Origin of the sequence: Pseudoclavibacter sp. VKM Ac-2888 (assembly GCF_015351285.1) — a bacterium.
In the GTDB taxonomy this organism is placed as follows: domain Bacteria; phylum Actinomycetota; class Actinomycetes; order Actinomycetales; family Microbacteriaceae; genus Pseudoclavibacter.
Genome location: NZ_JADKSM010000001.1, coordinates 1065014 through 1091632, shown reverse-complemented (window position 1 = coordinate 1091632; position 26619 = coordinate 1065014). Strand labels below are relative to the sequence as shown.

At 69.0% G+C, this 26619-nt stretch carries 23 protein-coding genes; 14 read left to right on the top strand and 9 right to left on the bottom strand.

Annotated elements, in window-relative coordinates; genetic code table 11:
- Positions 1–13 precede the first annotated feature (13 nt).
- From ITJ61_RS05235 to aroA, 3 genes are read right to left on the bottom strand one after another with little or no spacing between them, the layout of a single operon-like run.
- Positions 14–829, bottom strand: coding sequence for an inositol monophosphatase family protein (locus ITJ61_RS05235; RefSeq protein WP_104298600.1), 816 nt, complete (start codon positions 827–829; stop codon positions 14–16).
- A gap of 26 nt (positions 830–855) precedes the next feature.
- Positions 856–1917 (bottom strand): ribosome small subunit-dependent GTPase A, encoded by a 1062-nt coding sequence (gene rsgA / locus ITJ61_RS05230; RefSeq protein WP_104340872.1) that lies wholly within the window; start codon positions 1915–1917, stop codon positions 856–858.
- A gap of 2 nt (positions 1918–1919) precedes the next feature.
- Positions 1920–3365, bottom strand: a complete 1446-nt coding sequence (gene aroA, locus ITJ61_RS05225) for a 3-phosphoshikimate 1-carboxyvinyltransferase (protein ID WP_194685678.1) — start codon at positions 3363–3365, stop codon at positions 1920–1922.
- A gap of 149 nt (positions 3366–3514) precedes the next feature.
- On the opposite strand from aroA, the gene ITJ61_RS05220 reads away from it, so the two are divergent.
- The 3 genes from ITJ61_RS05220 to ITJ61_RS05210 are packed head-to-tail and all read left to right on the top strand — an operon-like array spanning position 3515 to position 4981.
- The gene (locus tag ITJ61_RS05220; RefSeq protein ID WP_104241530.1) at positions 3515–4150 is read left to right on the top strand and encodes a sigma-70 family RNA polymerase sigma factor; all 636 of its coding nucleotides are present in this window, start codon (positions 3515–3517) and stop codon (positions 4148–4150) included.
- Positions 4147–4407, top strand: coding sequence for a zf-HC2 domain-containing protein (locus ITJ61_RS05215; protein WP_104241529.1), 261 nt, complete (start codon positions 4147–4149; stop codon positions 4405–4407). The genes ITJ61_RS05220 and ITJ61_RS05215 overlap by 4 nt, the downstream gene beginning before the upstream one ends.
- 31 nt (positions 4408–4438) lie before the next feature.
- A complete protein-coding gene (locus ITJ61_RS05210; protein WP_194685677.1) occupies positions 4439–4981 on the top strand; it encodes a hypothetical protein in 543 nt (180 codons plus the stop codon).
- A gap of 83 nt (positions 4982–5064) precedes the next feature.
- Here ITJ61_RS05210 and ITJ61_RS05205 read toward each other — a convergent pair whose 3' ends face one another.
- Positions 5065–8772 (bottom strand): multifunctional oxoglutarate decarboxylase/oxoglutarate dehydrogenase thiamine pyrophosphate-binding subunit/dihydrolipoyllysine-residue succinyltransferase subunit, encoded by a 3708-nt coding sequence (locus ITJ61_RS05205; RefSeq protein WP_104241527.1) that lies wholly within the window; start codon positions 8770–8772, stop codon positions 5065–5067.
- Positions 8773–8917: 145 nt separating this feature from the next.
- Here ITJ61_RS05205 and ITJ61_RS05200 point away from each other — a divergent pair, with 145 nt between their 5' ends.
- The 5 genes from ITJ61_RS05200 to ITJ61_RS05180 all read left to right on the top strand — a co-directional run bounded on the left by ITJ61_RS05200 (position 8918) and on the right by ITJ61_RS05180 (position 15331).
- The gene (locus ITJ61_RS05200; protein ID WP_194685676.1) at positions 8918–10357 is read left to right on the top strand and encodes a GuaB1 family IMP dehydrogenase-related protein; all 1440 of its coding nucleotides are present in this window, start codon (positions 8918–8920) and stop codon (positions 10355–10357) included.
- Positions 10358–10538: 181 nt separating this feature from the next.
- A complete protein-coding gene (locus ITJ61_RS05195) occupies positions 10539–11885 on the top strand; it encodes a hemolysin family protein (protein WP_104242103.1) in 1347 nt (448 codons plus the stop codon).
- The gene (locus ITJ61_RS05190) at positions 11878–12921 is read left to right on the top strand and encodes a hemolysin family protein (RefSeq protein ID WP_194685675.1); all 1044 of its coding nucleotides are present in this window, start codon (positions 11878–11880) and stop codon (positions 12919–12921) included. The genes ITJ61_RS05195 and ITJ61_RS05190 overlap by 8 nt, the downstream gene beginning before the upstream one ends.
- A 68-nt stretch (positions 12922–12989) precedes the next feature.
- On the top strand, positions 12990–13925 hold the full coding sequence (locus ITJ61_RS05185) for an ADP-dependent NAD(P)H-hydrate dehydratase (protein WP_181059277.1): 936 nt from the start codon (positions 12990–12992) through the stop codon (positions 13923–13925).
- Positions 13926–13945: 20 nt separating this feature from the next.
- Positions 13946–15331 carry a glycosyltransferase 87 family protein gene (locus tag ITJ61_RS05180; RefSeq protein WP_194685674.1) on the top strand — a complete coding sequence of 462 codons (1386 nt, stop codon included), beginning with the start codon at positions 13946–13948 and terminating at the stop codon, positions 15329–15331.
- On the opposite strand, the gene metX is transcribed toward ITJ61_RS05180, so the two are convergent.
- Both metX and ITJ61_RS05170 read right to left on the bottom strand, forming a co-directional pair.
- Entirely contained in the window at positions 15224–16432 is a 1209-nt protein-coding gene (gene metX, locus ITJ61_RS05175; protein ID WP_104241522.1) for a homoserine O-acetyltransferase MetX, read from the bottom strand. The two genes, ITJ61_RS05180 and metX, sit on opposite strands and share 108 nt — an antisense overlap.
- A 28-nt stretch (positions 16433–16460) precedes the next feature.
- On the bottom strand, positions 16461–17750 hold the full coding sequence (locus ITJ61_RS05170) for a bifunctional o-acetylhomoserine/o-acetylserine sulfhydrylase (protein ID WP_104241521.1): 1290 nt from the start codon (positions 17748–17750) through the stop codon (positions 16461–16463).
- Between the two features lie 144 nt (positions 17751–17894).
- Between ITJ61_RS05170 and ITJ61_RS05165 the strand changes: the two genes are divergently transcribed.
- From ITJ61_RS05165 to ITJ61_RS05150, 4 genes are read left to right on the top strand one after another with little or no spacing between them, the layout of a single operon-like run.
- Positions 17895–18716: an SDR family oxidoreductase gene (locus tag ITJ61_RS05165; protein ID WP_194685673.1), complete on the top strand. Its 822-nt coding sequence runs from the start codon at positions 17895–17897 to the stop codon at positions 18714–18716.
- Complete coding sequence (locus ITJ61_RS20215; RefSeq protein WP_104306905.1) at positions 18713–19444, top strand: Type 1 glutamine amidotransferase-like domain-containing protein; 732 nt, start codon at positions 18713–18715, stop codon at positions 19442–19444. Before ITJ61_RS05165 ends, ITJ61_RS20215 begins: the two co-directional genes overlap by 4 nt.
- Positions 19441–20163, top strand: a complete 723-nt coding sequence (locus tag ITJ61_RS05155) for a uracil-DNA glycosylase (protein WP_194685672.1) — start codon at positions 19441–19443, stop codon at positions 20161–20163. Before ITJ61_RS20215 ends, ITJ61_RS05155 begins: the two co-directional genes overlap by 4 nt.
- Before the next feature lie 47 nt (positions 20164–20210).
- Positions 20211–21680: an amidase gene (locus ITJ61_RS05150; RefSeq protein ID WP_194685671.1), complete on the top strand. Its 1470-nt coding sequence runs from the start codon at positions 20211–20213 to the stop codon at positions 21678–21680.
- Between the two features lie 6 nt (positions 21681–21686).
- On the opposite strand, the gene ITJ61_RS05145 is transcribed toward ITJ61_RS05150, so the two are convergent.
- The 3 genes from ITJ61_RS05145 to ITJ61_RS05135 form a co-directional block, all read right to left on the bottom strand.
- Positions 21687–22082, bottom strand: a complete 396-nt coding sequence (locus ITJ61_RS05145; protein ID WP_104340881.1) for a Fe-S oxidoreductase — start codon at positions 22080–22082, stop codon at positions 21687–21689.
- Positions 22083–22189: 107 nt separating this feature from the next.
- Positions 22190–22945 (bottom strand): PspA/IM30 family protein, encoded by a 756-nt coding sequence (locus ITJ61_RS05140; protein WP_104241515.1) that lies wholly within the window; start codon positions 22943–22945, stop codon positions 22190–22192.
- 89 nt (positions 22946–23034) lie between these two features.
- Positions 23035–25179, bottom strand: coding sequence for a TPM domain-containing protein (locus ITJ61_RS05135; protein ID WP_194685670.1), 2145 nt, complete (start codon positions 25177–25179; stop codon positions 23035–23037).
- Between the two features lie 222 nt (positions 25180–25401).
- On the opposite strand from ITJ61_RS05135, the gene ITJ61_RS05130 reads away from it, so the two are divergent.
- Positions 25402–25704: a DivIVA domain-containing protein gene (locus ITJ61_RS05130; protein WP_181057794.1), complete on the top strand. Its 303-nt coding sequence runs from the start codon at positions 25402–25404 to the stop codon at positions 25702–25704.
- 68 nt (positions 25705–25772) lie between these two features.
- Positions 25773–26603, top strand: coding sequence for a siderophore-interacting protein (locus tag ITJ61_RS05125; protein WP_104241512.1), 831 nt, complete (start codon positions 25773–25775; stop codon positions 26601–26603).
- The last annotated feature ends 16 nt before the right edge of the window (positions 26604–26619 follow it).

Here is a 26619-nt window from a genome sequence, read left to right as displayed (position 1 = left end):
ACCCGGGCTGAGGTCAGCGCGCGGCGAGCGCCTTGAGCGCCTGCTCGTGCAGGAGCCCGTTCGTGGCGAGGGCGCTCCCGTGCCACGGCCCCTCCTCGCCATCCATGCTCGTGAACGTGCCGCCGGCTTCCACGACGATCGGCACGATCGCGGCCATGTCGTACGGCTGGAGATCGAACTCGCCGGCGACCTCCATCGCGCCTTCGGCGACCAGCATGTACGACCAGACCTCGCCGACCGCGCGCGTGCGCCACACGGCACGGCTGAACTCCAGCAGCTGCGCTGAACGCCCCGCTTCGTCCCAGCCCTTGAGGCTGTTGTAGCTGATGGAGGCGCGTTCGAGCTCGTCGACGGCGCTCACCTGGATGCGCCGGTCCGTCGCGACGTCGCTGTCGCTGAGGTCGTCATCGAGATACGCGCCCTGGCCTGTCGCGCCCCACCACCGGCGGTTGAGGCCAGGCGCCGAGACGACGCCCACCTCGGGGACGCCGTCGATGACGAGGGAGATGAGCGTCGCCCAGATCGGGATGCCGCGCATGAAGTTCGCCGTGCCGTCGATCGGATCGATGATCCACTGTCGGCGGGAGGTGCCGTGCGAGCCGTACTCCTCGCCCAGGATGGCGTCGCTTGGACGCGTCTCCGCGAGACGCGAGCGCAGCGCCTGCTCGACAGCGCGGTCCGCATCCGTCACCGGCGTGCGGTCCTCTTTCTCGTACACCCCGAGCGAGCGAGAGTTGAAGTGCTTCATCGAGATCGCGTCGGCGATGTCGGCGAGCTCTCTCGCGAGGCGAAGATCGGAGGAGAGCGGATGCAGGAGTTCGGTGGCCACCAGCTCAGCCTAGGCGAGCCCGGTGATCAGTAGGCGGTGTCCGCCGCCTGATCGAGGGAGAGGAACAGGCGTCGCAAGGAATCGAGCCTGGCGATTCCCGCCTCGTCGAGCTCCCCGTCACGCACGGCGTCGTCGAGCGCGCAGTCCGGGGCGTCGGCCCGGTGCGTGCAGCCTCGAGGGCACTCCTCGGCGATCGCGGAGAGCTCGGTGAAGCCCTCCAGCACGTTGTCGCGGTTCACGTGTCCGAGGCCGAAGGAGCGGACGCCCGGGGTGTCGATGATCCAGCCCGTGTGCCCGTCCGAGTCCTCGACGCGGACCGCGAGCGTGGAGGAGGACGTGTGCCGACCACGACCGGTGACCGCGTTCACGACACCCGTCTCGCGAAGTGTGCCGGGGACCAGGGCGTTGACGAGGGTCGACTTGCCGACGCCCGAGTGGCCGACGGCCACGGTCGTGTGCCCGGTGAGGGCTGCGCGGAGCTCCTCGATGGGCTCACCGCCGGGACGCGACTCGAAGACCTTCACGCCGAGGGGCTCGACGAGCGCACGGAGCTCGTCCGCAGGCGCCACGTCGGTCTTCGTCAGCACGAGGAGCGGTTGGATGCCGGCGTCGAGCGCAGCGACGAGGTAGCGGTCGATGAGTCGAGGCCGCGGCTCGGGCTGGGCCGTCGCGGCCACGATGAGCATCTGATCGGCGTTCGCGACGATGACGCGCTCGACCTGATCGGTGTCGTCGGCGCTCCGTCGGAGCAGCGTCTTGCGCTCGCAGATGCGGACGATGCGGGAGAGGCTGCCGGTGTCGCCGGTCGTGTCGCCGACGAGGTCGACGAGGTCGCCCGTCACGATCGCCGTGCGGCCGATCTCTCGCGCCTTCGCGGCGGTGACCGTGCGTTCCTCTGGCGTCCCCTCGTCGAGGAGCACCGTGTAGCGGCCACGGTCGACGGTGACGACGCGCCCCGTCACCGCATCGCTGTGCTTCGGGCGCTGCTTGGACCTGGGCTTGTTTGCCTTGGGGTTCGGACGGACACGGATGTCCTCCTCGTCCCAGTCGCCGTAGGCGTCGAACGCGTCGCCGAGTGAACGGGACACGGTCAGATGGCGAAGGCCGCGAGGTCGACGCTGCCGTCGTCCTCGCCCTCATCCGGGTCGCTGTGCGTGCCCTGGTCGAGCATGTCCTGCCAGAGCTGCACGAATTGGGGCAGCGTCTTGTTCGTCGCGTGGATATCGTCGACCGTGACCCCTGCGATGGCGAGACCGACGATGGCACCCGACGTGGCCATGCGGTGGTCCTCGTAGCTTCGCCATTCGTGCGCCGTGCGCGCTCCGGGAACGATCTCGAGTCCGTCTTCGAGCTCTGTGACCTCGCAGCCGATGCCGCGCAGCTCCGCCGCGATGGCCGCGACGCGGTCGGTCTCGTGACCGCGGAGGTGCGCGATTCCCGTGATGCGGCTCGTGGTCGTGCACAGCCCGCACAGCGCTGCCAGGTTCGGGGCGAGCTCACCGGCCTCGGAGAGATCCAGGTCGACACCGGGCACCTCGGCTCCCTCGGCGATGCCGCGCTCGACCGTGCAGGTGAGCACGCCGTCCTCGACCGAGATGTTCGCGCCGAACAGGGGGAGGAGATGCTGGAGGTGCGAACCGACCTGCGTGGTCGACTCCGGCCAGTCCTCGATCGAGACGCTGCCGCCCGCGACGATCGCGGCGATCAGGAACGGCTCCGCGTTGGAGAGGTCCGGCTCGATCGTCAGCTCGCGTCCGTCGATGGCGCCGGGCTCGGCCCGCCAGGCGCCTGGCGTCGAGTCGTCGATGTCGACGCCGCGCTCGCGCAGCGCCGCCAGCGTCATGTCGATATGCGGCTGGCTCGGAACCCGATCGCCGGAGTGGATGAGCGTGAGTCCGTCCGTGAAGCGCGCGCCCGCCATGAGCAGCCCGGAGACGAACTGGCTGGAGGCTCCCGCGTCGATCGTGATCTCGCCGCCGGCGACCTCGCCGGTGCCGTACAGCGAGAAGGGCAGGCCGCCCCGGCCGTCGTCGCGCACTTCCACGCCGAGCGCCTTGAGCGCATCCACCGTGCCCTTCATCGGGCGTCGGCGTGCGGCCTCGTCGCCGTCGAAGGCCACCGGGCCGAGCGCGAGGGATGCGAGCGGGGGAACGAACCGCATGACCGTGCCCGCGAGACCGCAGTCGATCGAGACGCCGCCTTCGAGCTCACCGGGCGTGATCTCGAGATCGTTCCCGAACCGCCCGTCGCCGGGCACCTCGGTGATCTGGGTGCCGAGCTGCCGAAGCGCGTCGATCATGAGCTCCGTGTCTCTGGCCCAGAGCGGGTGCCGGAGCTTCGAGGGCCCCTCCGCAAGCGCCGAGAGCACGAGCTCGCGATTCGTGAGGCTCTTCGACCCGGGGATCTGCAGGCGCGCGTCGATCGGCGAAGTCGCCGTCGGAGCCGCCCACGGACCGTCGCCGAGGGTCAGCGGCTCGCTGCCCTCGTCATCTCGGTACAGGTCGAAGCGTGGTCCGGAATAGCCAAAGATCTCCATTGGTTGACAACGATACCGCCACACACGCGCGCACCACCCGGAAATGCGTTTCCACCTGACATCGAAGAGGAGGGCAGCCCTTGCCGACAACGCTCGCGCCGCCGAGGCGTCAAGCCGCTGAGCGGCGCACGGCAGTACACTCACGCGTAATGAGTGAGCAGAAGTCGCCTCAGGCGACCCCAGACCAGGACGAACTCCGGCAGCTGTTCGAGGAGCAGGCGCTGCAGTACATCGACCAGTTGTACGCGGCGGCCATGCGCATGACTCGGAACCCCGCGGATGCGCAGGATCTCGTGCAGGAGACCTTCGTGAAGGCCTTCGTCGCGTTCGCTCGCTTCGAGCAGGGCACGAACCTCAAGGCGTGGCTGTACCGCATCCTCACGAACCTCTTCATCAACTCGTACCGCAAGAAGCAGCGGGAACCGTACGCGAATGCGTTGGAAGACCTCGAGGACTGGCAGCTGGGCGGCGCCGAGTCGGCGACCGCGCAGACGTCGTCGCGGTCGGCTGAGGCCGAGGCGATCGACCACCTTCCCGATTCGACGGTGAAGGACGCCCTCCAGGCGATCCCGGAGGACTTCCGCCTCGCGGTCTTCCTCGCGGATGTGGAGGGCTTCTCCTACAAGGAGATCGCAGACATCATGAAGACCCCCGTCGGCACCGTCATGTCGCGGCTCCACCGCGGCAGGCGTCTGCTTCGCGATCGCCTCACCGGCTACGCGAGGGAGAACGGCATCATTCCGCCCTTGGACGGGGACGAGCAGGAAACAGGGAGCAAGAAATGACCGATTGCGGTTGCGAGAAAGCGAAGGACGCCCTCGAGGAGTACCTGCGCAACGAGCTCGCGAGTACGGATGCGAGCGACATTCGCGAGCACCTCGAGCACTGCAAGGACTGCGAGAGCGAGCTGCACGTGAATCGTTCGCTCATGGAGGTCGTGCAGCGAGCCTGCAAGGAACGCGCCCCGGAGGAACTGCGGATGCACGTGCTCGACCAGCTCCGCAGCATCCAGCGCTCGCACGGCACGCCCGTCGCGAACTGAGGCGAGCAGCACCGAGACGCCCGCGCGGCAGATGACTGCAGACCCGAACGATCACGCCTGGCGCGCTCTGTCGGAGCGCGTCGGCGAAGTGGCAGCCGAACTGGACGCGCGGGCTGCCAGGCGTGAGACGCTCGGCGAGCTCGTCGAGCGCCGTCCGGTGCTCGGGATCCGTCGCGGGCCCGTCATGCGACGTGTCTCCAGCGTCTGGCGGCTGCGCGAGCTGCTGCTCGACGATCAAGGCGGGCTGTACCGGGTCGGTTCGGTCATTCGCGTCGCCAAGCAGCCCGACCACTACAGCGAGCAGTCAGCCCTCGCCGCCGAGCGTCGACGCGTCCAGCTGGCCGCGCTGCGCTCGGGTTTCGAGGTGGGCGAGACCGTCAACTACGGGGCGACGCCGATCCAGCTCTCCGACGGCCTGGGGGCCGGCGCGCACCCTGGGCTGGAGGTCGTCGGCGGCGAGGTCGTCCTGCACTGGGGTGCCGTGCCCGGCGCCCAGGCGGGTCTCGGCGCCGGCAGCTCGAGCGCGCTCGCCGCGTACCTCGACGACGCCGTGGCGCTCCTGACCGGTCGTTAGCCGCACACGCGCACGCACACGACGAAGACGCCCGCCCGATTGCTCGGAGCGGGCGTCTTCGTCGTGCAGACGAGGCGCGAAGCCTAGTCGGCGAGAACGCCCTCGATGAGCTCGGCCTGCTGGCGCTGGTGAGCCTTCATGGTGCCCACGGAAGGTGCAGAGGACTCCGGTCGTGTGACGGCTCGGATCGTGCGTCCTTCGAGCATGGGGGCGAGGTGCGTGCGTATGAACGGCCACGCTCCCTGGTTCTCCGGCTCGTCCTGCGCGTAGACGATCTCCGCGTTCGGGTACTCGGCGAGGAGGCGGTTGATCTCTTCGCCTGGCATCGGGTAGAACTGCTCGAGACGCACGAGCGCGACGCTCGTGTCCTCGCGCTTGTCGAGCTCCGCACGCAGGTCGTAGTGCAGCTTGCCCGCGTGCAGCACGACGCGGCGCACAGCCGCCTTGTCCGTGATCCGCTCGTCATCGAGGACGGGGCGGAACGAGCCGTTCGTGAAGTCCTCGACCGGCGAGACGGCGCTGCGGAGACGCAGCATCGACTTCGGCGTGAAGATCACGAGTGGCTTGCGGGGACGCGCGTACGCCTGGCGGCGCAGCAGGTGGAAGTGCGACGCCGGCGTGGACGGCATCGCGACCGTCATGTTCTCTTCCGCGGCGAGCGTCAGGAAGCGCTCGATGCGCGCCGACGAGTGGTCGGGGCCCTGGCCCTCGTAGCCGTGTGGGAGCAGCAGCACGACGCTCGAGCGCTGGTTCCACTTCTGCTCGGACGCCGAGATGAACTCGTCGATGATGGTCTGCGCGCCGTTGACGAAGTCACCGAACTGCGCTTCCCAGAGCACGAGCGCGTCAGGTCGCTCGACCGAGTAGCCGTACTCGAAGCCCAGCACCGCGTACTCGCTGAGGAACGAGTCGTAGATGGAGATCGGTGCCTGGTTGTCGCTGAGGTTCGACAGCGGCAGCCAGTTCTGGCCGTTGAGGCGATCGTGGAAGAGCGCGTGGCGCTGCACGAACGTGCCGCGGCGCGAGTCCTGGCCCGACATGCGCACCGGCGTGCCCTCCATGAGGAGCGAGCCGAGCGCGAGGAGCTCGCCGAATGCCCAGTCGATGCCACCGTCTCGGCTCATCTGCTCACGCTTGGAGAGCACCGCCTTGAGCTTCGTGTGCACCGAGAAACCCTCTGGCGGGTTCCCGTGCGCGTCGCCGATGATCTCGACGACCTCGCGTGCGACGGCGGTCGAGTCCGGCTCGGAGCGGTGGTTCTCCTCGCGAGAGCCGACGGCCGAGAGCTCGGCCGCGGAGATGGGCGTCGACTGCGTCTGCGCCTGGTGGGTCTCCGCGAAGGCGCGCTCGAGGCGGTCGTGGAAGTCCTTCTGCGCCGCGTCGAACTCGTCCTGCGTGATGTCGCCACGGCCGACGAGGGCTTCCGCGTAGAGCTTGCGCACGGAGCGCTTCGCCTCGATGAGGTTGTACATGAGGGGCTGCGTCATCGACGGGTCGTCGCCCTCGTTGTGGCCACGGCGACGGTACGAGATGAGGTCGATGACGACATCGCGCTTGAAGCGCTGGCGGTAGGCGAACGCGAGCTCGGCGACGCGAGCAACCGATTCGGGGTCGTCGCCGTTCACGTGGAAGACGGGAGCCGAGATGGCCTTCGCGACGTCGGTCGAGTACATCGACGAACGGGCGTCGCGCGGGGTGGTCGTGAAGCCGACCTGGTTGTTGATGTTCACGTGGATCGTGCCGCCCGTGCGGTAGGCGCGGAGCTGCGACATCTGCATCGTCTCGTAGACGACACCCTGGCCGGCCATCGCCGCGTCACCGTGGATGAGGATCGGCAGCACGGCGTCGCGGCCGTCGGACTTGCGGTCGATCTTGCCGCGCACGATGCCCTCGAGCACGCCGTTCACCGCCTCGAGGTGCGAGGGGTTGGCGGCGAGGTAGACGGGGATGGTCGCGCCGGATGCCGCCGTGAAGGTTCCCTCGATGCCGAGGTGGTACTTCACGTCGCCGGAGTTGCCGCGTCCGGAGCTGGACTGCACGCCCTCGAACTCGCGGAAGATCTGCCCGTAGGTCTTCCCCGCGATGTTCGTGAGGACGTTGAGGCGACCACGGTGGGCCATGCCGATGGCGACCTCGTCGAGGTCCTCCTCCGCTGCACCCTGGATGATCGTGTCGAGCAGCGAGATGACCGACTCGGATCCCTCGAGGGAGAAGCGCTTCTGGCCGACGTACTTCGTCTGCAGGAAGGTCTCGAACGCCTCAGCCTCGTTGAGCTTGTTGAGGATGCGCATCTGCTCTTCGTGCGTGGGCTTCGTGTACGGGTGCTCCAGCTCGTCCTGGAACCAGGCGCGCTGCTCCGGGTCCTGGATGTGCATGTACTCGATGCCGATCGTGCGGCAGTAGGAGTCGCGCAGGATGCCGAGGATGTCGCGGAGCTTGAGCATCCGCTGGCTGCCGCCGAAGCCGTCCGCGACGAACTCGCGCTCGAGGTCCCAGAACGTGAGTCCGTGATTCTCGATCTCGAGGTCGGGGTGCGTGCGCTGCACGTACTGCAGCGGGTCGATGTCCGCCATCATGTGGCCGCGGACGCGGTACATGTTGATGAGCTGCTGCACGCGCGCCGTCTTGTTGATGGACGCGGCGAGGTCGACGTGCACGTCCTGCGACCACACGACGGGCTTGTACGGGATGCGCAGCGAGGCGAAGATCTCCTCGTAGAAGTTGTGCTTGCCCGTGAGGTGCTCGTGCACGATCTTGAGGAACTCGCCGGAGCCGGCGCCCTGGATGACCCGGTGGTCGTAGGTGCTCGAGATGGTGAGGCGCTTCGAGATGGCGAGGTCGTCGAGGACGTGCTGCGCCATGCCCTGATAGGGGGCCGGGTAGTCGAGGGCGCCGGCACCGATGATGGCGCCCTGCCCCTTCATGAGCCTCGGGACGGACTGGAGGGTTCCCATGCCGCCCGGGTTCGTGAGCGAGATGGTGGTGCCCGCGTAGTCGTCTCCGCTGAGCTTGTTCTGGCGTCCGCGCTTGATGAGCTCCTCGTACGCCCCGAGGAACTCGCGGAAGTTGAGGGTCTCGGCCTGCTTGATGCTCGGCACGACCAGGGCGCGGGTTCCGTCCGGCTTCGGCACGTCGATCGCGATGCCGAGGTTGACGTGCGCTGGCTCGATGGCGGATGGCTTGCCGTCGATCTCGTCGTAGTAGACGTTCATGCTGGGGAACTTGATGAGCGCCTTCACGAGCGCCCAGCCGATGAGGTGCGTGAACGAGACCTTGCCGCCGCGGGTCCGCCGGAGGTGGTTGTTGATCACGATGCGGTTGTCGATCATGAGCTTCGCGGGGATCTCGCGGTAGCTCGTGGCCGTCGGCACCTGCAGGGAGATGTCCATGTTCTTGGCGATGGCCTTCGCCATGCCCTTGAGCGGCGACACGATGTTCTCGCGCGACGGGGCCTTCTCCTTGTCAGCGGCGGGTGCATCCGCTGGGATGAGCTTCTCCTGAGGGGCCGCGGCAGTCGTCTTCGCCTGCTTGCGAGCCTCACCGTCGGCCGCTGGCTTCTTCGCCTCAGCCGCGGGAGCCGGAGCCGCCTTGGCGGGCTGAGCCGCGGGCGCCGTCTTCGCGGGAGCAGCGCCCTGCTGCTTCGCGTACTGCTCGAGCGTCGGCCACCAGGCCTCGTCTACGCTCTTCGGGTCCTTGACGTACTTTTCGTACATCTCCTCGACGAGCCAGTCATTGGCTCCGAAATCGGACTTTGCTTCGTCTGTACCCGCACTGGTCAAATGACTCGCCACCTGAGTTCGTCTCGCGTTCGTCTAGTGATGCGGGACGCGCCGAATCTGGGCGGCGACCCCATCGAGTGACAAGCCTAACGCCCTTGGCGAGCGCTCTGCGCGAAAGTGGGGTGAGGAGGGGGCTCCGCAAAGTAATCTGGAGGCCATGCACTTCTCTGGTCCTGCCCCTCACCACGAGCTCACCTACTCCGATGTGTTCCTCATTCCGAGTCGTTCCGACGTGGGTTCGAGACTCAACGTCTCGCTCGCCCCGGACGACGGGACCGGCATGACGATTCCGCTGGTCGCCTCGAACATGAACGCGGTCACCGGGCCCCGCATGGCAGCCGCCATAGCGCGCCGCGGCGGGCTCGGAGTTCTTCCTCAGGACATGTCGCTGGAGGAGCTGCAAGCCGCCATCCGCTGGGTGAAGTCGCAGGATCCGGTGCTGGACACTCCGTTCACGGCGAAGGGCGAGGCGACGGTCGGCGACGTGCTCGAGCTCGTGCCGCCGGTGGCCGGCTTCGGCGTCTCGGTGCTCGGGCCCACCGGAGATGTGCTGGGAGTCCTGCAGGCCTCGACCCTCGCGCGTGTCCCGAGCGACGCCGTGCTCGCCGACCTCAGTCACCACTTCGTCGACGAGATCCCCGTCTCGCTCGCGCGCGACTCGCGAGCGGTCTTCAACTCGTTCGCCGAGACCGGGTCGAACTTCGCCCCCGTCCGGACCGAGACCGGCGAGGTCGCGACGGTCACCTCGGGCGGTGCCCTCCGCAGCACGATCTACCGCCCTGCGCTCGATTCGCAGGGACGCCTGCGTGTCGCGGTCGCCGTCGGCGTGTCGCGCAACGCGCTCGAGCGCGCTCGGGCACTCGTGGAAGCCGGTGCCGACGTCCTCGTGCTCGACACGGCGCACGGCCACCAGGGGAGCATGCTGCGCGCGATCGAGGCGGTCCGCGGCGCGGAGCTCGGTGTTCCCATCGTCGCCGGGAACGTGGTGAGTGGAAGCGGAGTCCACGACCTCGTGTCGGCCGGGGCGAGCATCATCAAGGTCGGCGTCGGACCGGGTGCGATGTGCACGACCCGCATGATGACGGCCGTGGGTCGTCCGCAGTTCTCGGCCGTGCTGGAGACCTCGGAGACGGCGCACGCGCTCGGGGCACGCGTATGGGCAGATGGGGGAGTGCGCTACCCGCGCGACGTCGCGCTCGCGCTCGCCGCGGGAGGCTCCGCCGTCATGATCGGCTCGTGGTTCGCCGGCACCGTCGAAGCGCCTGGCACGGTGCGGACGGACGAGTCGGGCAACTGGTTCAAGGAGTCGTTCGGCATGGCGTCGACCAAGGCCGTCGAGGCTCGGTTCGGTGACCTCGAGCCCTACGAGCGCGCCCGCAAGCTGCTCTTCGCGGAAGGGATCTCGTCCTCGAAGATCATGCTCGACCCGAAGCGTCCAGGTCTCGATGACCTGATCGACATGATCACGACGGGCGTTCGCTCGTCCTTCACCTACGCGGGCGCCGACTCGCTGCCCGAGTTCCGCCAGCGCGCGAAGGTCGGCATCCAGTCTGCCGCCGGCTACGAAGAGGGCAAGGCCCTCCCGGTGTCCTGGTAGTCGCGGTCGCGTGAGGGTGGTCTTCGCTATACTTCGTGGCAACTATGGACGATGACCATCCTCCGCGATCCGCACCCTCACGCGCCGCAGCTCTGCCTGCGTTGAGCGCCGCCTCCTCTCCGGCTCGGCATCCCCGAACCATCCCCGTATCGAGGGGTGAGGGTTCGTGAACGAGTGGGTCATGCTCGGCATCGGCGTCCTCCTGACGGTGGGGACCGGCGTCTTCGTCGGGTCGGAGTTCGCGCTCGTCAACCTCGACCGCAACGACCTCGAGAAGCGTCGGGAACGCGGGGAGAAGCGCCTCACCCCGACCATCAACGCGCTCAAGCACACGTCGACGCACCTCTCGAGCGCGCAGCTCGGGATCACGCTGACGACCCTCCTCACGGGCTACACGATGGAGCCGGCCATCTCGTCGCTGCTCTCGTCGCCGCTCGGCGCCGTTGGGCTGCCGGAGGACGCCGTGCGCCCCGTCGGCGCCGTGCTCGCGATCGTGATCGCCACGGGGCTCTCGATGGTCATGGGGGAGCTGATCCCGAAGAACTTCGCGCTGGCCGTGCCGCGCGCGACGGCGAAGTTCCTCATCCCGCTGCAGGTCGCGTTCACGACCGTCTTCCGCCCCGCCGTCGCGGTGCTCAACGGAAGCGCCAACGGCCTCATCCGGGCTCTCGGCATCGAGCCCAAGGAGGAGCTCTCCGGCGCCCGCACGGCAGAGGAGCTCTCGAGCCTCGTCCGCCGCTCCGCGCTCGTCGGACTGCTCGAGGGCGAGCGGGCGGTGCTCTTGAGCCGCACGCTGCGGTTCTCCGACCACATCGCGGCGGACGTCATGACGCCCAGGCCGCGTGTGCAGTCCATCGCGGTCGACGCGCCGGTCCAGGACCTCATCGACCTCGCGAAGTCGACGGGCCATTCCCGGTTCCCGGTGACCGGTGAGGACATCGACGAGATCGTCGGCGTCGCCCACCTGAAGAATGCGGTCTCGCTGCCGCTCGATCGCCGCCGTTCCGTGCCGGTCGGCGCGATCAAGACGGATGCGCTGCTCGTGCCGGAGACGCTGGGGCTCGACGCTCTGCTCGCCGAGCTCCGCTCCGGCGGCTTCCAGCTCGCCGTCGTGCTCGACGAGTACGGCGGCACGAACGGGGTCGTCACTCTCGAGGATCTCGTGGAGGAGATCGTCGGCGAGCTCGTCGACGAGCACGACCGAGCGCATCTCGACGTCGTGCGCGCCAAAGGCCGCACGACGTTCGACGGGATGCTCCGGCCGGATGAGGTACGGGACCGCCTGAATATCGAGCTCGACGACGACGGGCCCTTCGAGACCGTCGCTGGCTTCATGATGAACGCGCTCGAGCGCATCCCCGCGGTCGGCGACGAGGTGCAGGTCCCCGTCGGCACGTTCCGCGTCGAGCGGATGGAGGGTCGCCGGGTCGATCGGGTCGCGTTCACGCCGAACGAGTCCTACGAGTCGAGGGAGGCGCTCATGCAGCGCCTCGCCGACAAGCACGCCGAGAAGGAGAACCGTGGCTGAGTACTGGTCTGGACTCGCCTGGCTCGTGGTGCTCCTCGCCGCGAACGCCTTCTTCGTCGGCGCGGAGTTCGCGGTCATCTCCGCGAAGCGATCGCAGATCGAGCCCCGAGCCGAGCGCGGCAGCAAAGCCGCCCAGCAGACGCTCTACGCGATGGAGCACGCGACCGGCATGCTCGCGACGAGCCAGCTCGGCATCACCGTCTGCTCGCTGCTGATCCTCAACGTCTCTGAGCCGGCGCTGCATCACCTGCTCGAGATCCCGCTCTCCGCGACGGGGCTCAGCGAGGAGATGATCTCGACCATCGCGTTCGTCATCGCGCTCATCGTCGTCTCGTACCTGCACGTCGTGCTCGGCGAGATGGTCCCCAAGAACATCTCCTTCTCGGTGCCTGACCGCGCGGCGCTCCTGCTCGCCCCGCCGCTCGTGTTCTTCTCGCGGCTGTTCGCACCGGTCATCTGGGCGCTGAACGGCATCGCGAACACGACGCTGCGCCTGTTCGGCGTCGAGCCGAAGGCCGAGACGACGAGTGCGTTCACCTTCGACGAGGTCGCGGGCATCGTCGAGCAGTCCAAGCGCGAGGGTGTACTCATGGATCGTGCCGGCACGCTCTCGAACACCTTCGAGTTCACGGCGAAGAAGGTCGCCGCGGTCGCGATCGCGGGCGAGCAGCTCGTGGTGCTGCCGCCGGAGGCGACGCCGGAGATGCTGCAGCGCGCGGTCTCCGAGCACGGCTACTCGCGCTACATCATCCTGGACGAGGAAGGTGAATTCTCCGGCTACGTGCACCTGAAGGACGTGCTCGACCTCGACAAGCCGGACGAGTTCGACCGGCCCATCCCGGTCAAGCGCATCCGCTCGCTCGACTCGATGCACGACGAGGCCGACCTCGAGGACGCGCTCGCCACGATGCGGCGCACTGGGAGCCACCTGGCAAGGGTCCTCGATCGAGAGGGCAACACGCTCGGCGTGCTCTTCCTCGAGGACATCATCGAGGAGCTCGTCGGCGAGATCCGGGACGCGACTGCTCGCCACTGATCGCCGGTCTCCTCGCCGGAGCGCGGTGGCGACTTGGCGTGTCGTCGAAGAGCGACCAGTATGGCCGGGTGAGGGAATTCGATGCTCAGGATGCCGCGGCCAGCGTCTTCGCGCCGCGCGAGGACGACCACAAGTACCGCCGGGGTGTCACGGCGTTCGTGACGGGCTCCACGCACTACCCGGGCGCCGCCGTCCTGGGGACGAGGGCCGCCCTCGCGACCGGGATCGGGATGGTGCGCTACGCCGGGGGCGAGGCGGAGACCAAGGCGGTGCTATGGCAGAGTCCGGAGGTCGTCGCCGATCTCGCGTCGTTCGATGCGCTCGTCGTCGGGTCCGGAGTGGATCCGAAGGACGTGCGGCGCACCAGCGAGGCGCGGGAAGCGCTCGATCGTGCTAGGGAGCTCGACGCGACGGTCATCGCCGATTCCGGCGCGCTCGGGCAGATCGCCAAGCGCGTGCTGGGAGGCCACCACGTGCGCCGATGCATCCTGACGCCCCATGCGGCCGAGCTCGCCGCCCTCATCACGAAGCTCGAGGACACCGAGGTGCATGCCACAGACGTCATCAAGGAGCCGGAACAGGCTGTCCGCCTCGTGACGGATCGTCTCGGCTGCACGCTCGTGCTCAAGGGGCACCGCACCTACATCGCGGGGGACGGTCCGACGATCGTCGTGGATGCGCCGGGAGCCTGGCTCGCCACGGCGGGGACCGGTGATGTGCTGGCCGGGGCCATGGGTGCGCTGAGCGCCGTCGCCTCGAAGCGAGACGTGGCCGAGCAGCCGGAGCCGCAGCACCTCGCGGCAGCGGCTGTCTGGCTGCACGCGCGAGCCGGCTGGCTGGCGTCGCAGCTGAACGCGGGAAACGCTGAGGCCGCTTCCGCGCTGCTTGCCCCGATCGACGAGCTCACGAGGTTCGGTCCTGGTGCGCCGATCAGGGCGAGCGACGCGACCGCTGCGTTGCCGCGCCTCGTCGGAGCGCTCGTGGCGTCCAAGCTGCGCGCCTGACCTGGGGTAGCTTGTCCCGCATGACTTCGTCGTGGATCGCCCGTCACTGGCCGGGCCCTCTCTCGATCGTGACGCTCTGGCTTGCCTTCGCGGGCGTCCATTACGTGCTGATCCTCGTGAACCTCTACTCGCTCTCGAACCCCATGGGAGACGTGTTCCAGGTCTACCGCGGGTGGGTCGACCAGGCCCAGCTGGGGCAGGTGCCCGGCATCGATACGACCTTCGTGTACCCGCTGCCCTCGCTCCTGCCGATGCTGGTGGCGGACGCGGTCGGCGGGCAGGCGAACTACGGCCTGGGCTGGCTGCTGGTGGTCGCGGCCGGCAACGCCGTGGCGTTCGCGGCGCTGACGCTGTGGCGCCCCTCGTCTCGCGACGCCAGGCTCCGGCAGATCGCCGCCTGGTGGTGGCTCGTGCTCATGGCCCTGCTCGGACCGGTGGCGCTCGGCCGCATCGATGCGGTGAGCGTGCCGATCGCGATCCTCGCGCTGCTGGCGCTTCGGCGTCGTCCCGAGATCGCGGGTGCCCTGCTCACGTTCGGCGCATGGCTCAAGATCTGGCCAGCTGCCGTGTTCGCGGCGGCCTTCATCGTGCTGCGCCACCGACTCTGGCTCGTTGCTGGTGCCGTCGTCGTGTGCGCTGCCGTGCTCATCCCGGCCCTCGCGCTCGGTGGCGGGTCGAACGTGTTCTCCTTCGTGACCGAGCAGACGGGGCGAGGGCTGCAGGTCGAGGCGGTCGCCGCGACCGTGCCGATGTGGCTCGCGTCGATGCAGGTGCCTGGCTACGACGCCTACTACTCGATGGAGATCCTGACCTTCCAGGTCGACGGTCCCGGCACGGAGTTCGTGAGCGCTCTGCTCACGCCGGTGCTTGGCGTGGGCGTGCTCGGCGTGGTGCTGCTCGCACTTGTCTCCAAGCGTCGTGGCATGCCGTTCACGCGCCTGTTCCCGGCCTTGTCGCTCGCGCTCGTGCTCTCGTTCATCGTCTTCAACAAGGTCGGCTCGCCGCAGTTCATCACGTGGCTCGCGCCGGTCATCGTGTTCGGGCTCATCGTCGACGTCAGGCGCTTCGCGCTGCCCGCCGGCATCGCCCTCTGCATCGCCTGGCTCACGCAGATCATCTATCCAGGCAACTACAACTTCGTGACCGATGCCCACTCCGCCGGCGTCGCGCTCCTCGCGGGTCGCAACGGGCTGCTGGTCGTGCTGCTCGTCTGGGCGCTCTGGGCGATGTGGCCGCGCAGCAGGCGAGCTGTGCGCGCGGCTCCGAGCGGCAGCTCGGCGGCTCGCACACCCGCCAGCTCAGCCGTTCGCGAGCATGGAGCGGATGGCGTCGCCGACGTGGTGGATCTCGAGCAGGAACCCGTCGTGGCCGAAGTTCGACCTGATCGTGACGGCTCTGTCGCCTGAGTAGCTGTTCTGCACGCCCGCGGCGATGCGGTGCTGCGTCTCGGGCGGGAAGAGCACGTCCGTCGAGATGCCGATGACCATGGTGGATGCGGTGACGCGCGCGAGCGCGGCATCGAGGCCTCCGCGGTCGCGGCCGACGTTGTGCGAGCTCATGGCCGTCAGCAGCGTGATGTAGCTGTTGGCGTCGAAGCGACGCGTGAAGCGGTTGCCGTGGAAGTCGAGGTAGGACTCGACGGCGTAGCGCCCTTCGTCCTGCTCCGGGCTTAGGTTGGACTGCCAGCTGCGTCCGAAGCGGTCGTCGAGCTCGGTGCCCGACCGGTAGTTGAGCATGGCGAGGCGCCGCGCGAGGGCGAGGCCGCGGTGCGGTCCGAAGCCGGCGGGCTCGTCCGCGTAGTCGCCGCCGTTGAAGTTCGGATCGAGCCTGATGGCGTCGATCTGCAGGGTGTTCTGCGCGATGGTCTGCGCGTCGGACGCCGCAGGTGCGCTCATCACGACGAGCCGCTGCGTGCGGTCGGGGTACATGATGCCCCACTCGAGCGCGTGCATGCCGCCCATGGAGCCGCCGATGACGGCGGCGAACGAGGCGATGCCGAGTTCGTCCGCGAGCAGCGCCTGCGCTCGCACCTGGTCGCGGATCGTGAGCACCGGGAAGGAGGATCCGTACGCGTTCCCGCGAGCATCGAGGCTCGCGGGTCCCGTCGAGCCCTGGCAGCCGCCGAGCATGTTGGGGGCGATCACGAAGTAGCGGTCCGTGTCGAGAGGGGCCCCGGGACCGACGATGCCCGGCCACCAGCCTGCGGTCGGATGCCCGGGCCCGAGCGGCCCCTCCACGTGCGAGTCGCCGGTGAGCGCGTGGAGCACGAGGATCGCGTTCGAGCGGTCGGCGTTGAGCGTGCCCCACGTCTCGTAGGCGAGCCGGATGAGCGGGAGCTCGCCGCCGTGCTCGGGGCTGAACGCCCCGAGCCAGGCGAACTGGCGGTGGCCGACGTCGTCGCCGTCGCGCCACGCGCCCGAGGCGGGCGGCCTCAGCGAGACCGCCCGCAATTCGTCGTTCGGAATTCTGCCGCTCGGCGGCGAGATGCCGTGATCTGTCCAGTCCATCAGCGCCAGGCTAGCGGCTACCCCGCGCCTAGGCGCGAAGCGAGTCGAGGGCCTGCGAGAGGTCCGCGATGAGGTCGTCGACGTTCTCGAGGCCGACCGAGAGGCGCACGAGTCCGGGGTTGATGCCGGATGCGAGGAGCTGCTCTGGGGTGAGCTGCGAGTGCGTCGTCGACGGCGGGTGGACGATGAGGCTGCGCACGTCGCCGATGTTTGCGAGGTGGCTGAAGAGCTGCACGCGCTCGACGAGCTTGCGGCCAGCTTCGACGCCGCCGCGGAGCTCGAACGACAGGATGGCACCTGCGCCGTTCGGTGCGTAGCGCTTCGCCAGGGCATTCCAGGGGCTCGTCTCGAGGCCCGCGTAGTTGACGTTCTGCACCTCGGCGTGGCCCTGGAGCCACGACGCGATCGCGGTCGCGTTGGAGACGTGGCGCTCCATGCGGAGGCTCAGCGTCTCGACGCCCTGCAGGATCTGCCAGGACGAAGCGGGTGCGATGGATGCGCCGATGTCGCGCAGCAGCTGCACGCGGGCCTTGGTGTGGAACGCGTTGGCGTTGCCGAGGGCACCCGTGTAGCTGAGGCCGTCGTAGCTCGGGTCGGGCTCGGACAGGCCAGGGAAGCGGTCCTTGTGCTCATCCCAGGGGAAGGTGCCGCCGTCGACGATGACGCCGCCGATCACGGCGCCGTGGCCGCCGAGGAACTTCGTCGCGGAGTGGACGACGATGTCGGCCCCGTGCTCGAAGGGCCGGATGAGGAAGGGGGTGGCGATGGTGTTGTCGACGATGAGGGGCACGCCGACCTCGTGGGCGACCGTGGCGACCGTCTCGATGTCGAGGATGTTGACGGCCGGGTTGCCGATCGTCTCGCCGAAGAACAGCTTCGTGTTGTCCTTCGCCGCTGCCCGCCAGGCGTCTGGGTTGTTCTGGTCCTCGACGAAGGTGACGTCGATGCCGAGCTTCGCGAACGTGTACTTGAAGAGGTTGAACGTGCCGCCGTAGATGGACGTCGAGGACACGATGTGGTCGCCGGCCCCCGCGATGTTCAGGATCGCGAACGTCTCTGCCGCCTGGCCGGAGGCGAGCGCGAGAGCCCCGCTGCCGCCTTCGAGGTCGGCGATGCGCGCCTCGAGCACCGCGGTCGTGGGGTTCGTGATGCGCGTGTAGATGTTCCCGGCGCGCGAGAGCGAGAAGAGATCGGCCGCGTGCTGTGCGTCATCGAACACGTACGAGGTCGTCTGGTAGATCGGGGTGACGACCGCGTTGGTCGTGGGGTCGGGGGCAGAGCCTGCGTGGATCTGCCTGGTCTCGAAGCTCTGGGTCATGGGTAGCCTCCGTGTCGGCCGCGACCCGACTGGACAGTCGGGTGGCACCGAGTGTGGCAGTGGGCGCTGGCGCGGGCAACGGAGCGGGACACAAATCGTCACGCGTGCCAGGCGCGGCGCGCGGCCGCATGCCACGATGGAGGCATGCCTGAAGAACAGAGAACGCGTGTTGTCGTAGTGACGGGAGCGAGCAGCGGGATCGGCCGGTCGACGGTCAGGTCGTTGCGCGCAGAGGGCAGAGTGGTGCTCGCGACTGCGCGCCGTGCCGACCGGCTCGAGGAGCTCGCCGCCGAGACCGGCGCGGAGGTGCTGGCGGGGGACATCACCGATGACGCCTTCGTGGCCGAGCTCCGAGACACCGCGAGCCGGCTCGGAGAGGTCGAGGCCCTGGTCAACGTCGCCGGGGGAGCGTTCGGCACCGAGAGCGTCGAGGAGAGCAGCATCGCCGACTGGCAGCTGATGTTCGAGCTCAACGTCCTCGGCACGAAGCGCGTCATCACGGCGTTCCTGCCGCTGCTGCGTGCATCCGCCGCGAGCAGCACGGACGAGTTCCCACACGCGGACATCGTCACGGTCACCTCCACGGCCGGGCGCGTCATCTACCAGGGCGGTGGCGGCTACGTCGCGACGAAGGCCGCGGAGGCGGCGATGATCGGGGTGCTGCGCCTCGAGCTCGGCGGTGAGCCCATCCGGGTCATCGACATCGCGCCGGGGATGGTGCACACGGAGGAGTTCACGCTCAAGCGGATGCGGGGCGACGGGGCCTCGGCCGACAAGCTCTACGAGGGCGTCGATCATCCGCTCACCGCGGAGGACATCGCGGCGACGATCCAGCTGGCGCTCCAGCTTCCCGGTCACGTCAACGTCGACGAGCTCGTCGTGCGTCCGGTGGCGCAGCGGGAGCAGTTCCAGCTGCACCGCGGCCCCCTCGTCATGAAGGGCGCCAGCAAGGAGGCCGGCGAGTGAGCATCTTCCTGGTAGGCGGCGGAGACGGTTCAGGGGTCGAGCTCGCGCTCGCCCAGCTCGCGGACGAGGCTCGAAGCCGCGCCGCCGGAGCGACGCCCGTCATCGCGGTCATCGCGGTCGGGGAGAACCCCGAGCCCGTCGCGGACTGGTTCGCGGACCGACTCCGATCGGTCGACCCTGGCGTCCTGGCGACTCCCGTGCTCGCCCGGAGCACGGCGAGCGGTGAACCGCTCGACGAGATCGATCTCGCCAGCTTCTCGACGGCCCACGGCATCCTGGTCTGCGGGGGCCACACCCCCGCGTACCTCGCCGCCCTGGCGCCGCTCGCGACCGACATCCGCCGCCTGGTGGCAGAGGGCGTCTCCTACCTCGGCTACTCGGCCGGCGCCGCCATCGCCGCGGACGAGGCCATCATCGGCGGGTGGCGCATCGGCGGCGTGCCGGTCGCCCCGGAGGAATCCGGCGAGGGACTCGACGAGGTGACGTTCGAGGCTGGCCTCGGGCTGGTCGATCTGACCATCGAGGCGCACGCCGCTCAGTGGGGTCTCGTCGCGCTGTGCGCGGCGAGCATCGAAGCGGGACTCGCGGAGCGCATCCTCGCCGTGGACGAGGACACCGTCCTCAAGGTCGGAGAGGGCGCGCTGGAGATCCTCGGGTCCGGGAGCGTCTGGCAGCTGACCGCGGGGGAGGGCGGCGTCACGGTCTCCTCCAGCCGAGCCTCGGAATGACGGAGTTGCGCGGGCTCAGCGATCTGCATCGGCTCGACCCGGGGTGGGCTCGGGCGCTCGAGCCTGCTGCCGGCCGCCTGGACGAGATCGCGGAGCGGCTGAAGCTGGAGGAGGATGCCGGCCGCGGCTTCCTGCCTGCTCCTGAGCACATCCTCAGGGCATTCGAGGCCCCACTCGACGACGTCCGGGTCCTGATCGTGGGCCAGGACCCGTATCCGACTCCCGGGCATCCCATCGGACTGTCCTTCGCGACCGATCGCCACGTCCGGCCGCTCCCTCGAAGCCTCGCGAACATCTACCGGGAGCTGCACGACGACCTGGGCATCGAAGCGGCCACCACCGGCGATCTCTCGCGGTGGAGCGAGCAGGGAGTCCTGCTCCTGAACCGTGTCCTGACGGTCGGGGCCGGCGCGGCGGGCTCGCACCGCGCGTTCGGCTGGCAGTCGGTCACGGATCTGGCGATCGAGGCCCTCGTGGCCCGCCAGCGTCCGCTCGTCGCCATCCTCTGGGGCAAGGACGCGCAGGCCCTCGCCCCGCTGCTCGGCGAGACCCCGACCCTCGTGAGCGCGCACCCCAGCCCGCTCTCCGCCTCCCGCGGCTTCTTCGGCTCCCGTCCGTTCTCGCGGGCCAACGAACTGCTGCGGCAGCAGGGTGCCGATCCGGTCGACTGGCGGGTCGTCGAGACGCCCCAGGGCGCCACGCAGCCACCCCTGTTCTAGGTGCGCCAGACCGAGCGCCACCGACACGAGCATCAGAGAGGCACATCATGAGTCAAGAGCTGCACACCCTCGGCGCCGTCAGGCAGAGGCAGCTGCTCGCGAGCGGCGAGCTCTCGCCGGTGGCGCTCACGAGCGCCTACCTGGCACGTCTGGACGCGGATGGGGGTGCATCCGGAGCCTTCATCACCGTGACCGCGGACCGCGCGTTGGAGCGAGCTCGAGCGCTCGAGCGGGAACCCTCGTCCGCGTCTCGCCGCGGAGACCGGCACGAGGCTCCGCTCTGGGGGATGCCCTTCGCTGACAAGGATCTGGAACCGCGCGCCGACGTGCCGACCTCTTTCGGCTCGCGCGCCTTCGCCGGCTACGTGCCGCAGGAGAGCTCGCCGCTGGTCGAGACCATGGACGCGGCCGGCGGCATCAGCCTGGGGAAGACGAACACGCCCGAGTTCGGTCTCCCGGCCTACACCGAGAACGCCGTTGCCCCGCCAGCAGTCACCCCGTGGGGTGCCGGGCTCGGGGCCGGCGGCTCCTCGGGAGGCGCGGCGGCGGCTGTCGCTGCTGGCCTGCTTCCGTTCGCGCCGGGGTCGGACGGTGGCGGGTCCATCCGCATCCCGGCTTCGGCCTGCGGTCTGGTCGGTCTCAAGCCGAGCCGGGGCCGGGTACCGGATGGCTCGGGCGTCGGCTCCCTCGCGGGGCTGCCCGTCTCGGGCCCCATCGCGAGGAGCACGGCGGATGCCGCGCTCCTGCTCGACGGGATGATCGCCCGGCGCGGGGACGGCAGCCAGGCCAACCGGAGCGCCCTCACCGCACCGGCGGGGGAGCGTTCCTACCTCGACGCTCTTGACGTGCCTCTTCGGAAGCTGCGGATCGGCGTCAACCGCTGGTCGCCGTGGTCCACCGAGTACAAGATCGCGCTCGACGACGACGTCGCCGCGGTCTTCGAGGCCGCCAAGGAGCAGCTCTCGCGACTCGGACACGAGCTCGTTCCCGTCACGCCGACGGACGCGCCCGAGTACTTCGACGCGTTCCGGACGGTGTGGCAGGCCGGCGCCTCGACGATCCCCCTGGAGGGGCCAGCGCTGGAGACCCTGGAGCCCCTCACCCGGTGGCTCGTCGGCGTCGGACGGACGAAGGGCGCCGCGGAGCTGGCCGCCTCGCTCGCGTCGCTCGCCGCGTTCGAGCGCTCGATCATCAGCCAGTACTCGGACGTCGACGTCGTCCTGACACCGACGCTCGCGATGACGCCTCGGCCGCTCGGCTGGTTCGACGCGGGCGACGGGGAGCGGAACTTCGAGCAGCAGTGCCAGTACACGCCGTACACGTCCTACGTGAACGTCACCGGTCTGCCTGCCATCACCATGCCCGTCGGTTTCGCGAGCGGCCTGCCGGCGGGGGTGCAGGCCATCGGTCGGCCTGGCGACGAGGCGACGCTCCTCCGGCTGTCTCTGCAGCTCGAGCGCGAGATCGATTGGCCGAGCAGGTACCCGCCCGCCTGGGATGGCGCGGCGCGGGCCTGAGGGCGCTCAGCTCTTCGATGCGGGGCGGCGGCGAGCCGGGAGGTAGTTGCCGTCCTCGAGTCCTGCCTCGATCTCGAAGCGGTTCTTGAGCGGGTCGAAGCCGGCGAGCCAGTAGAGCGGCGGGAACAGGAAGCCGTAGCGCTTCCACTGCTCGACATGCACGCGCTCGTGGCGGAACACCCGTTCGCCGACGGTGTCGCGAGTGAGGTAGACCCGGCCGACGCACGTCCCGCCCCTGCGGAACGCCCACTTGGGCAGGCCACTGCAGACGATGAGTCCGTCATGGTTCTCGACTCGGCCCGTGGAGAGCGGCACGCCGACCGCGAGCCCGACCGCCGTCGCCGCGTGGTAGCCGAGCCGTGACAGCGGCGAATCGAGGAACACGCTCTTCAAGAGGTTCATGGGTGAGGACCTTCGTTCGCTGGTGCGTTGGCGGCTGGAAAGGAGGACGCCGCTGGGACCCGACCGTGTGAGACGGGTCCCAGCGGCGAACGCGTGCGCTCGGAGGCTTAGAAGCTCTGCTCCGGCGCGTCGATGGCGGCAGGTGCGCGCTGGCCCTGCTTGAGTGCGGCAAGCCGGGCCTCGACCTCGGTCAGCTTGCCGAGGTCCTCGAGCTGGTTGAACTGCGAGTCGAGGCTCGAGGTCTGCAGCTCCTGCTGGCCGCGCACGAGCGCCTCCTGCCGGCGGACCTTCTCCTCGAAGCGACCCAGGTCGCTGGTCGGGTCCATCACGTTGATGCTGCCGAGGGCCTCGTTGACCTTCTGCTGCGCCTCGGCCGTCTTGGCGCGGGCGGCGAGCTGGTCGCGCTTCGCGCCGAGCTGGCGGAGCTTCTCGCGCATGCCGTCGAGGCCGCCCTTGAGCTGCTCGACGACCTGCGTCTGGGTGCGGATCTGCGGCTCGGCCGTGCGAGCTTCCGTCTCGGACTCGATCTGGCGCGACAGGGCCACCTTCGCGAGGTTGTCGAACTTCTGCGCGTCGACCTCGTCGTTGGCGGCGCGCAGCTCGTCGGCCTTGCGGCTGGCGGCGAGGGCCTTGTTGCCCCATTCGGACGCGGCCTGGACGTCTTCCCGGTAGTCGTCCTCGAGCATGCGGAGCTGGCCGATGGTCTGCGCGATCGCCGCCTCCGCCTCCTTGATGTTCGAGCTGAAGTCGCGGATGAGCTGGTCGATCATGAGCTGCGGGTCTTCCGCGTTGTCGATGAGCGAGTTGATGTTCGCGCGGACGAGCTGGCTGATTCGTCCGAAGATGGACTGCTTGTTGGACATCGAGTGCTTCCTTTTCGCTGGTGATCCGTGATGAATGGCCGTGATGTGTCGGAGTGATCGTGGAGCGCTGTCTCCGCGCTGGGTGCGCGTCAGCGCCTTCTGCCGCCGCCCGAGGAGCGGAAGCCCCCTCCCGAGGAGCGGAAGCCGCCAGATGAGCGGAAGCCCGACGAGCCGCCGCTCGATCGGCGGCCAGAGCCGCCGCCCCACGAGCTGCCGCCGCCCCAGGAGCTTCGGCTGGAGGAGCCGCTGTTGCTGATGAGACCGCCGAGGATACCGCCCAGGAGTCCGGAGTTGAAGCTGCTGTTGGAGTTCGAACCCGAGGACACACCCCAGCTCTGCTCGTAGCCGCTGCGCTGCATCTGCACCTGGCTTCTCGCCTGCTCTGTGGCCCGCTCGGCGAGGCTGATGGCGCTCTTGGCGCGCTGCATCGCCTCTTCAGGCTGGGTGGCCGCGAGCTGCTCCGCCGTGCGGAGCTCGGTCTCCGCCTGCTGGATTCGCGCACGCGGCTCGCTCTCCACGGCACCTCGACGTGCGTCGATGAACTGGAGTCCGCCCGTGACGGCGGAGCGAGCCTGGGCGAGGGCGACGTCGAGCTGTCTGCGCAGCCCCGCCAGGCGCTCGTGCTCCTGGAGGAGCGACGCGATCGCTGCGTCGAGGGCCTCGTCCGCCTCCCTGAGGCCTCCGAGCGTCCTGAGCGGATCTGCGGCCGAGGCGCTGCCGGAGCGGGCCCTGGCGATCGCCTCCTGGGCGGTGGCCTGCGCCGCGGCGGCAGCTGCTGCGACATCCGGCTGCAGCGACGCCTGTTGGACGAGCTGGGTGCTGCGCGCGAGACCGGCCTCCAGCTCGCCGATCTCCTGGCGGATGAGCTGCTCCGCGTTCTCGAGGTCGCTGGCGGCGGCGCCGATGGAGCCCAGAACCGAGGTCACCTGCGAGAGCGCGAGCTGCGCGTCGCCGATATCGACGGCGGCTGGCCCCGTCCGTCCTTCGCGGAGACCGCTGTCTGCGTTCTGCGTCTCGGTGCGCGCGAGCGCAAGCAGCTCGCGAGCGTGGCTGGTCGAGTCGTCGACCGTGGAGAGCGCCTGCGGGCTGTAGCGGGCGCGGAGCGCCGTCAGCTGGGACTCGGCGCCCTGCATCTGTCCTTCGAGTCGGTCGAGTTCGCCGCGGACCTGCCTGAGCAGCTCTGGCGCGTTGCGCTCCATGTCCCGGAGCTTCTCGAAGCGCGCTGCCTGTTCGGCGACGCGCTGCTCTGCCAGGTTCACGAAACCGAGGATGGCCTCGTTCATCTGCATCTGGGCTGGCAGCGGCTCTGGTTCGGTGTCGAGATACTGGCCTTGGACGCCGAACGCACGACGCAGCTGCTCGCGGGCATCCGCCACCGCTGCCCGGTACTCGGCAACCGGCTCGGGTCCGAACTGCGCCTCGGCGAAGCTGACCTCCTGGTCGGCGGAGTTCACCAGGTTGTCGACCCTGACGAGCTCGCCGGCCGCGCGCTGCGCGAGCTGCTCGAGTTGCGCCTTCTGCTCGGCCTCCGTCGCCTGCTGGCCCTTCTTCTTCTTGCGCCGAGCGCTGAGCACGACGAAGAGGATGATCAGGGCGACCACGACGATGAACCCGCCAACGAAGAGGAAGATCGTGCCGACGGCGGCACCCGTCACGAGTTCGCCGCCGCCCGCGCCGCCGCTGGTCGTGCCGGTACCGGTGAGCTCCTGGCGGATCGAGTCCGCCGCCGAGATAGCGGCCTGACCGTACTGCCCGGAGTCGAGGTTCGGGGCGATCGACTGCGTCTCGATGTCGCGCAGGGCACCGTCGCCCAGGGGGAACGCGCTGTCGGTGTTGAGTCCGAAGTCGAGCTGGTCGACACCGACGTACAGGATGACGGCCTCGGAGCCGAGGTCGTTGGCCGAAGCGAACTCGCTGGCCCAGTCGAACCCAGAGCTCGGGTTGGAGAAGCGATCGACGATCGCGAAGTACATCGTGTAGTCGGTCTCGGCCTCGAGTGTCGATATCGCCTGCTCGATATCGGAGGTGTCGCCGGTGACGAGCCCATTCGGGTCGAAGATGTGGCCCTGCGGCGAGCCGGGGCTCTCGGCCGGGGCTATGGCGGTGGAGGAGCCGGAGGAAGTGATCGGAGAGACCTCGGCGGATGCTGGCGCACTCGTTCCGAGGAGTGCTGCGGCAGCGATGCCGAGCAGAGCGAGCGCACGACGCACGGAGACCCCTTTCTGGCCGGTCATCGGCCTTCTCCGTAACGCTAGCGGGGTGTAGCCGTGAAGAACGTGATTGTTGTGCGCGTGGTGACGCCACGAGTGAACAGGCGGCGAACAGCGCCTGTCGCAGGTGAGCGCTTGGTGACGATCCGGCGTCGATGTGTGATTCCACATGGAGTTCCGTAGAATTGTCGCGCACCGGACAAGCACTCCTTGTCCGGTTTTCACATGAGACACCGGAGGTTCAACGTGCGAAGTGAAGATGTACGCACCAAGCGTTTCAACGCGCTGAAGTTCGACGGATGCTACGACGTCCGAGAGGTCGACCAGTTCCTCGACCAAGCCGCCGCCGCGCTCGAGGCGTACGAGAGGGGCCTGCGGGAGCAGGCGCAGATCGTCAGGTCCCACGAGGTCGAGGCCGTCAAGTTCACGTCCCGCGTCTACGAGCGCGGCTACTCCGCCCAGGAGGTGGATGTCTTCCTCGAGCAGCTCGCGGAGGCGCTCGGCAGCTACGAGACAGAGTCCGGCGCCGAGGGGCTCGCGCAGCGCTGAGCGACAGGCGCGCCTCAGGAGGGCTTGTTAGGCTGGCCTAACTCACCCCGAACGAGGAGCCCATAACCGTGACAGACGTCGTTACCCAGAAGCCCCGCAAGCGGGGACCCACCGTCCGCCTGAGTGTGGAGCGCACCGAGCGGCTCAGTCGCTCGCTGGTCCGGGTCCACTTCCTCGGGGCAGACCTCGACGACTTCGACCTCGAGCACGCCGACACCTACCTGAAGCTGCACTTCGGCGGAGGCGTCGGCGAGCTCGAGCTGCCGTTCGATCTCCAAGAGCTCCGCGCGACGCTTCCCACCGAGCAGGTCCCCGTCCGGCGCACCTACACGGTTCGCGGGATCGACCGCGCGAGCGGGACGGTCTCCGTCGACTTCGTCGTCCATGGCGACGCAGGTGTCGCCGGCCCGTGGGCTCGCGACGCGAAGCCGGGCGACGTCATCGTGGCCACGACACCGCACGGTGCCTACTCGCCGCTCCCCGAGAGCGACTGGCATCTCATCTGCGGTGACGAGTCCGCACTCCCGGCGATCGCCCGAACCCTCGAAGCGCTCCCCGAGGACGCGAAGGGCGCGGTCCTCGTGGAGGTAGCCGGGGAGGAGGACCACATCGAGCTCGCGGCCCCGACGGGGGTCAGCGTCCAGTGGCTCCACCGAGGCGAGCATGGCGGGTTCGACCAGCAGCTGATCGCGGCAGCCGTCGAGGACCTGGCTTTCCCTGATGGGCTCGTGCAGGTCTTCGCACACGGCGAGCGCGAGCAGATGAAGCGACTCAGGAAGATCTTCTCCGCCCGTGGCGTCGAGCGCTCGCAGCTCTCCCTCTCCGGCTACTGGGCCGCAGGACGCACGGAAGACGCCTTCCAGAGCGAGAAGCGCGAGCCCGTCGGCCAGATCTTCTGATCCGGCGAGCTCGCCC

What these genes read in the sequence shown, in the direction of transcription:
- ITJ61_RS05145 (WP_104340881.1), bottom strand. Translation starts at nt 22,082, where the DNA reads ATGAACCTCTTGAAGAGCGTGTTCCTCGATTCGCCGCTGTCACGGCTC.
- ITJ61_RS05200 (WP_194685676.1), top strand. Translation starts at nt 8,918, where the DNA reads ATGCACTTCTCTGGTCCTGCCCCTCACCACGAGCTCACCTACTCCGAT.
- metX (WP_104241522.1), bottom strand. Translation starts at nt 16,432, where the DNA reads ATGGACTGGACAGATCACGGCATCTCGCCGCCGAGCGGCAGAATTCCG.
- ITJ61_RS05140 (WP_104241515.1), bottom strand. Translation starts at nt 22,945, where the DNA reads ATGTCCAACAAGCAGTCCATCTTCGGACGAATCAGCCAGCTCGTCCGC.
- ITJ61_RS05135 (WP_194685670.1), bottom strand. Translation starts at nt 25,179, where the DNA reads ATGACCGGCCAGAAAGGGGTCTCCGTGCGTCGTGCGCTCGCTCTGCTC.
- aroA (WP_194685678.1), bottom strand. Translation starts at nt 3,365, where the DNA reads ATGGAGATCTTTGGCTATTCCGGACCACGCTTCGACCTGTACCGAGAT.
- ITJ61_RS05170 (WP_104241521.1), bottom strand. Translation starts at nt 17,750, where the DNA reads ATGACCCAGAGCTTCGAGACCAGGCAGATCCACGCAGGCTCTGCCCCC.
- ITJ61_RS05150 (WP_194685671.1), top strand. Translation starts at nt 20,211, where the DNA reads ATGAGTCAAGAGCTGCACACCCTCGGCGCCGTCAGGCAGAGGCAGCTG.
- ITJ61_RS05180 (WP_194685674.1), top strand. Translation starts at nt 13,946, where the DNA reads ATGACTTCGTCGTGGATCGCCCGTCACTGGCCGGGCCCTCTCTCGATC.
- ITJ61_RS05155 (WP_194685672.1), top strand. Translation starts at nt 19,441, where the DNA reads ATGACGGAGTTGCGCGGGCTCAGCGATCTGCATCGGCTCGACCCGGGG.
- ITJ61_RS05165 (WP_194685673.1), top strand. Translation starts at nt 17,895, where the DNA reads ATGCCTGAAGAACAGAGAACGCGTGTTGTCGTAGTGACGGGAGCGAGC.
- ITJ61_RS05220 (WP_104241530.1), top strand. Translation starts at nt 3,515, where the DNA reads ATGAGTGAGCAGAAGTCGCCTCAGGCGACCCCAGACCAGGACGAACTC.
- ITJ61_RS05210 (WP_194685677.1), top strand. Translation starts at nt 4,439, where the DNA reads ATGACTGCAGACCCGAACGATCACGCCTGGCGCGCTCTGTCGGAGCGC.
- ITJ61_RS05195 (WP_104242103.1), top strand. Translation starts at nt 10,539, where the DNA reads ATGCTCGGCATCGGCGTCCTCCTGACGGTGGGGACCGGCGTCTTCGTC.
- ITJ61_RS05215 (WP_104241529.1), top strand. Translation starts at nt 4,147, where the DNA reads ATGACCGATTGCGGTTGCGAGAAAGCGAAGGACGCCCTCGAGGAGTAC.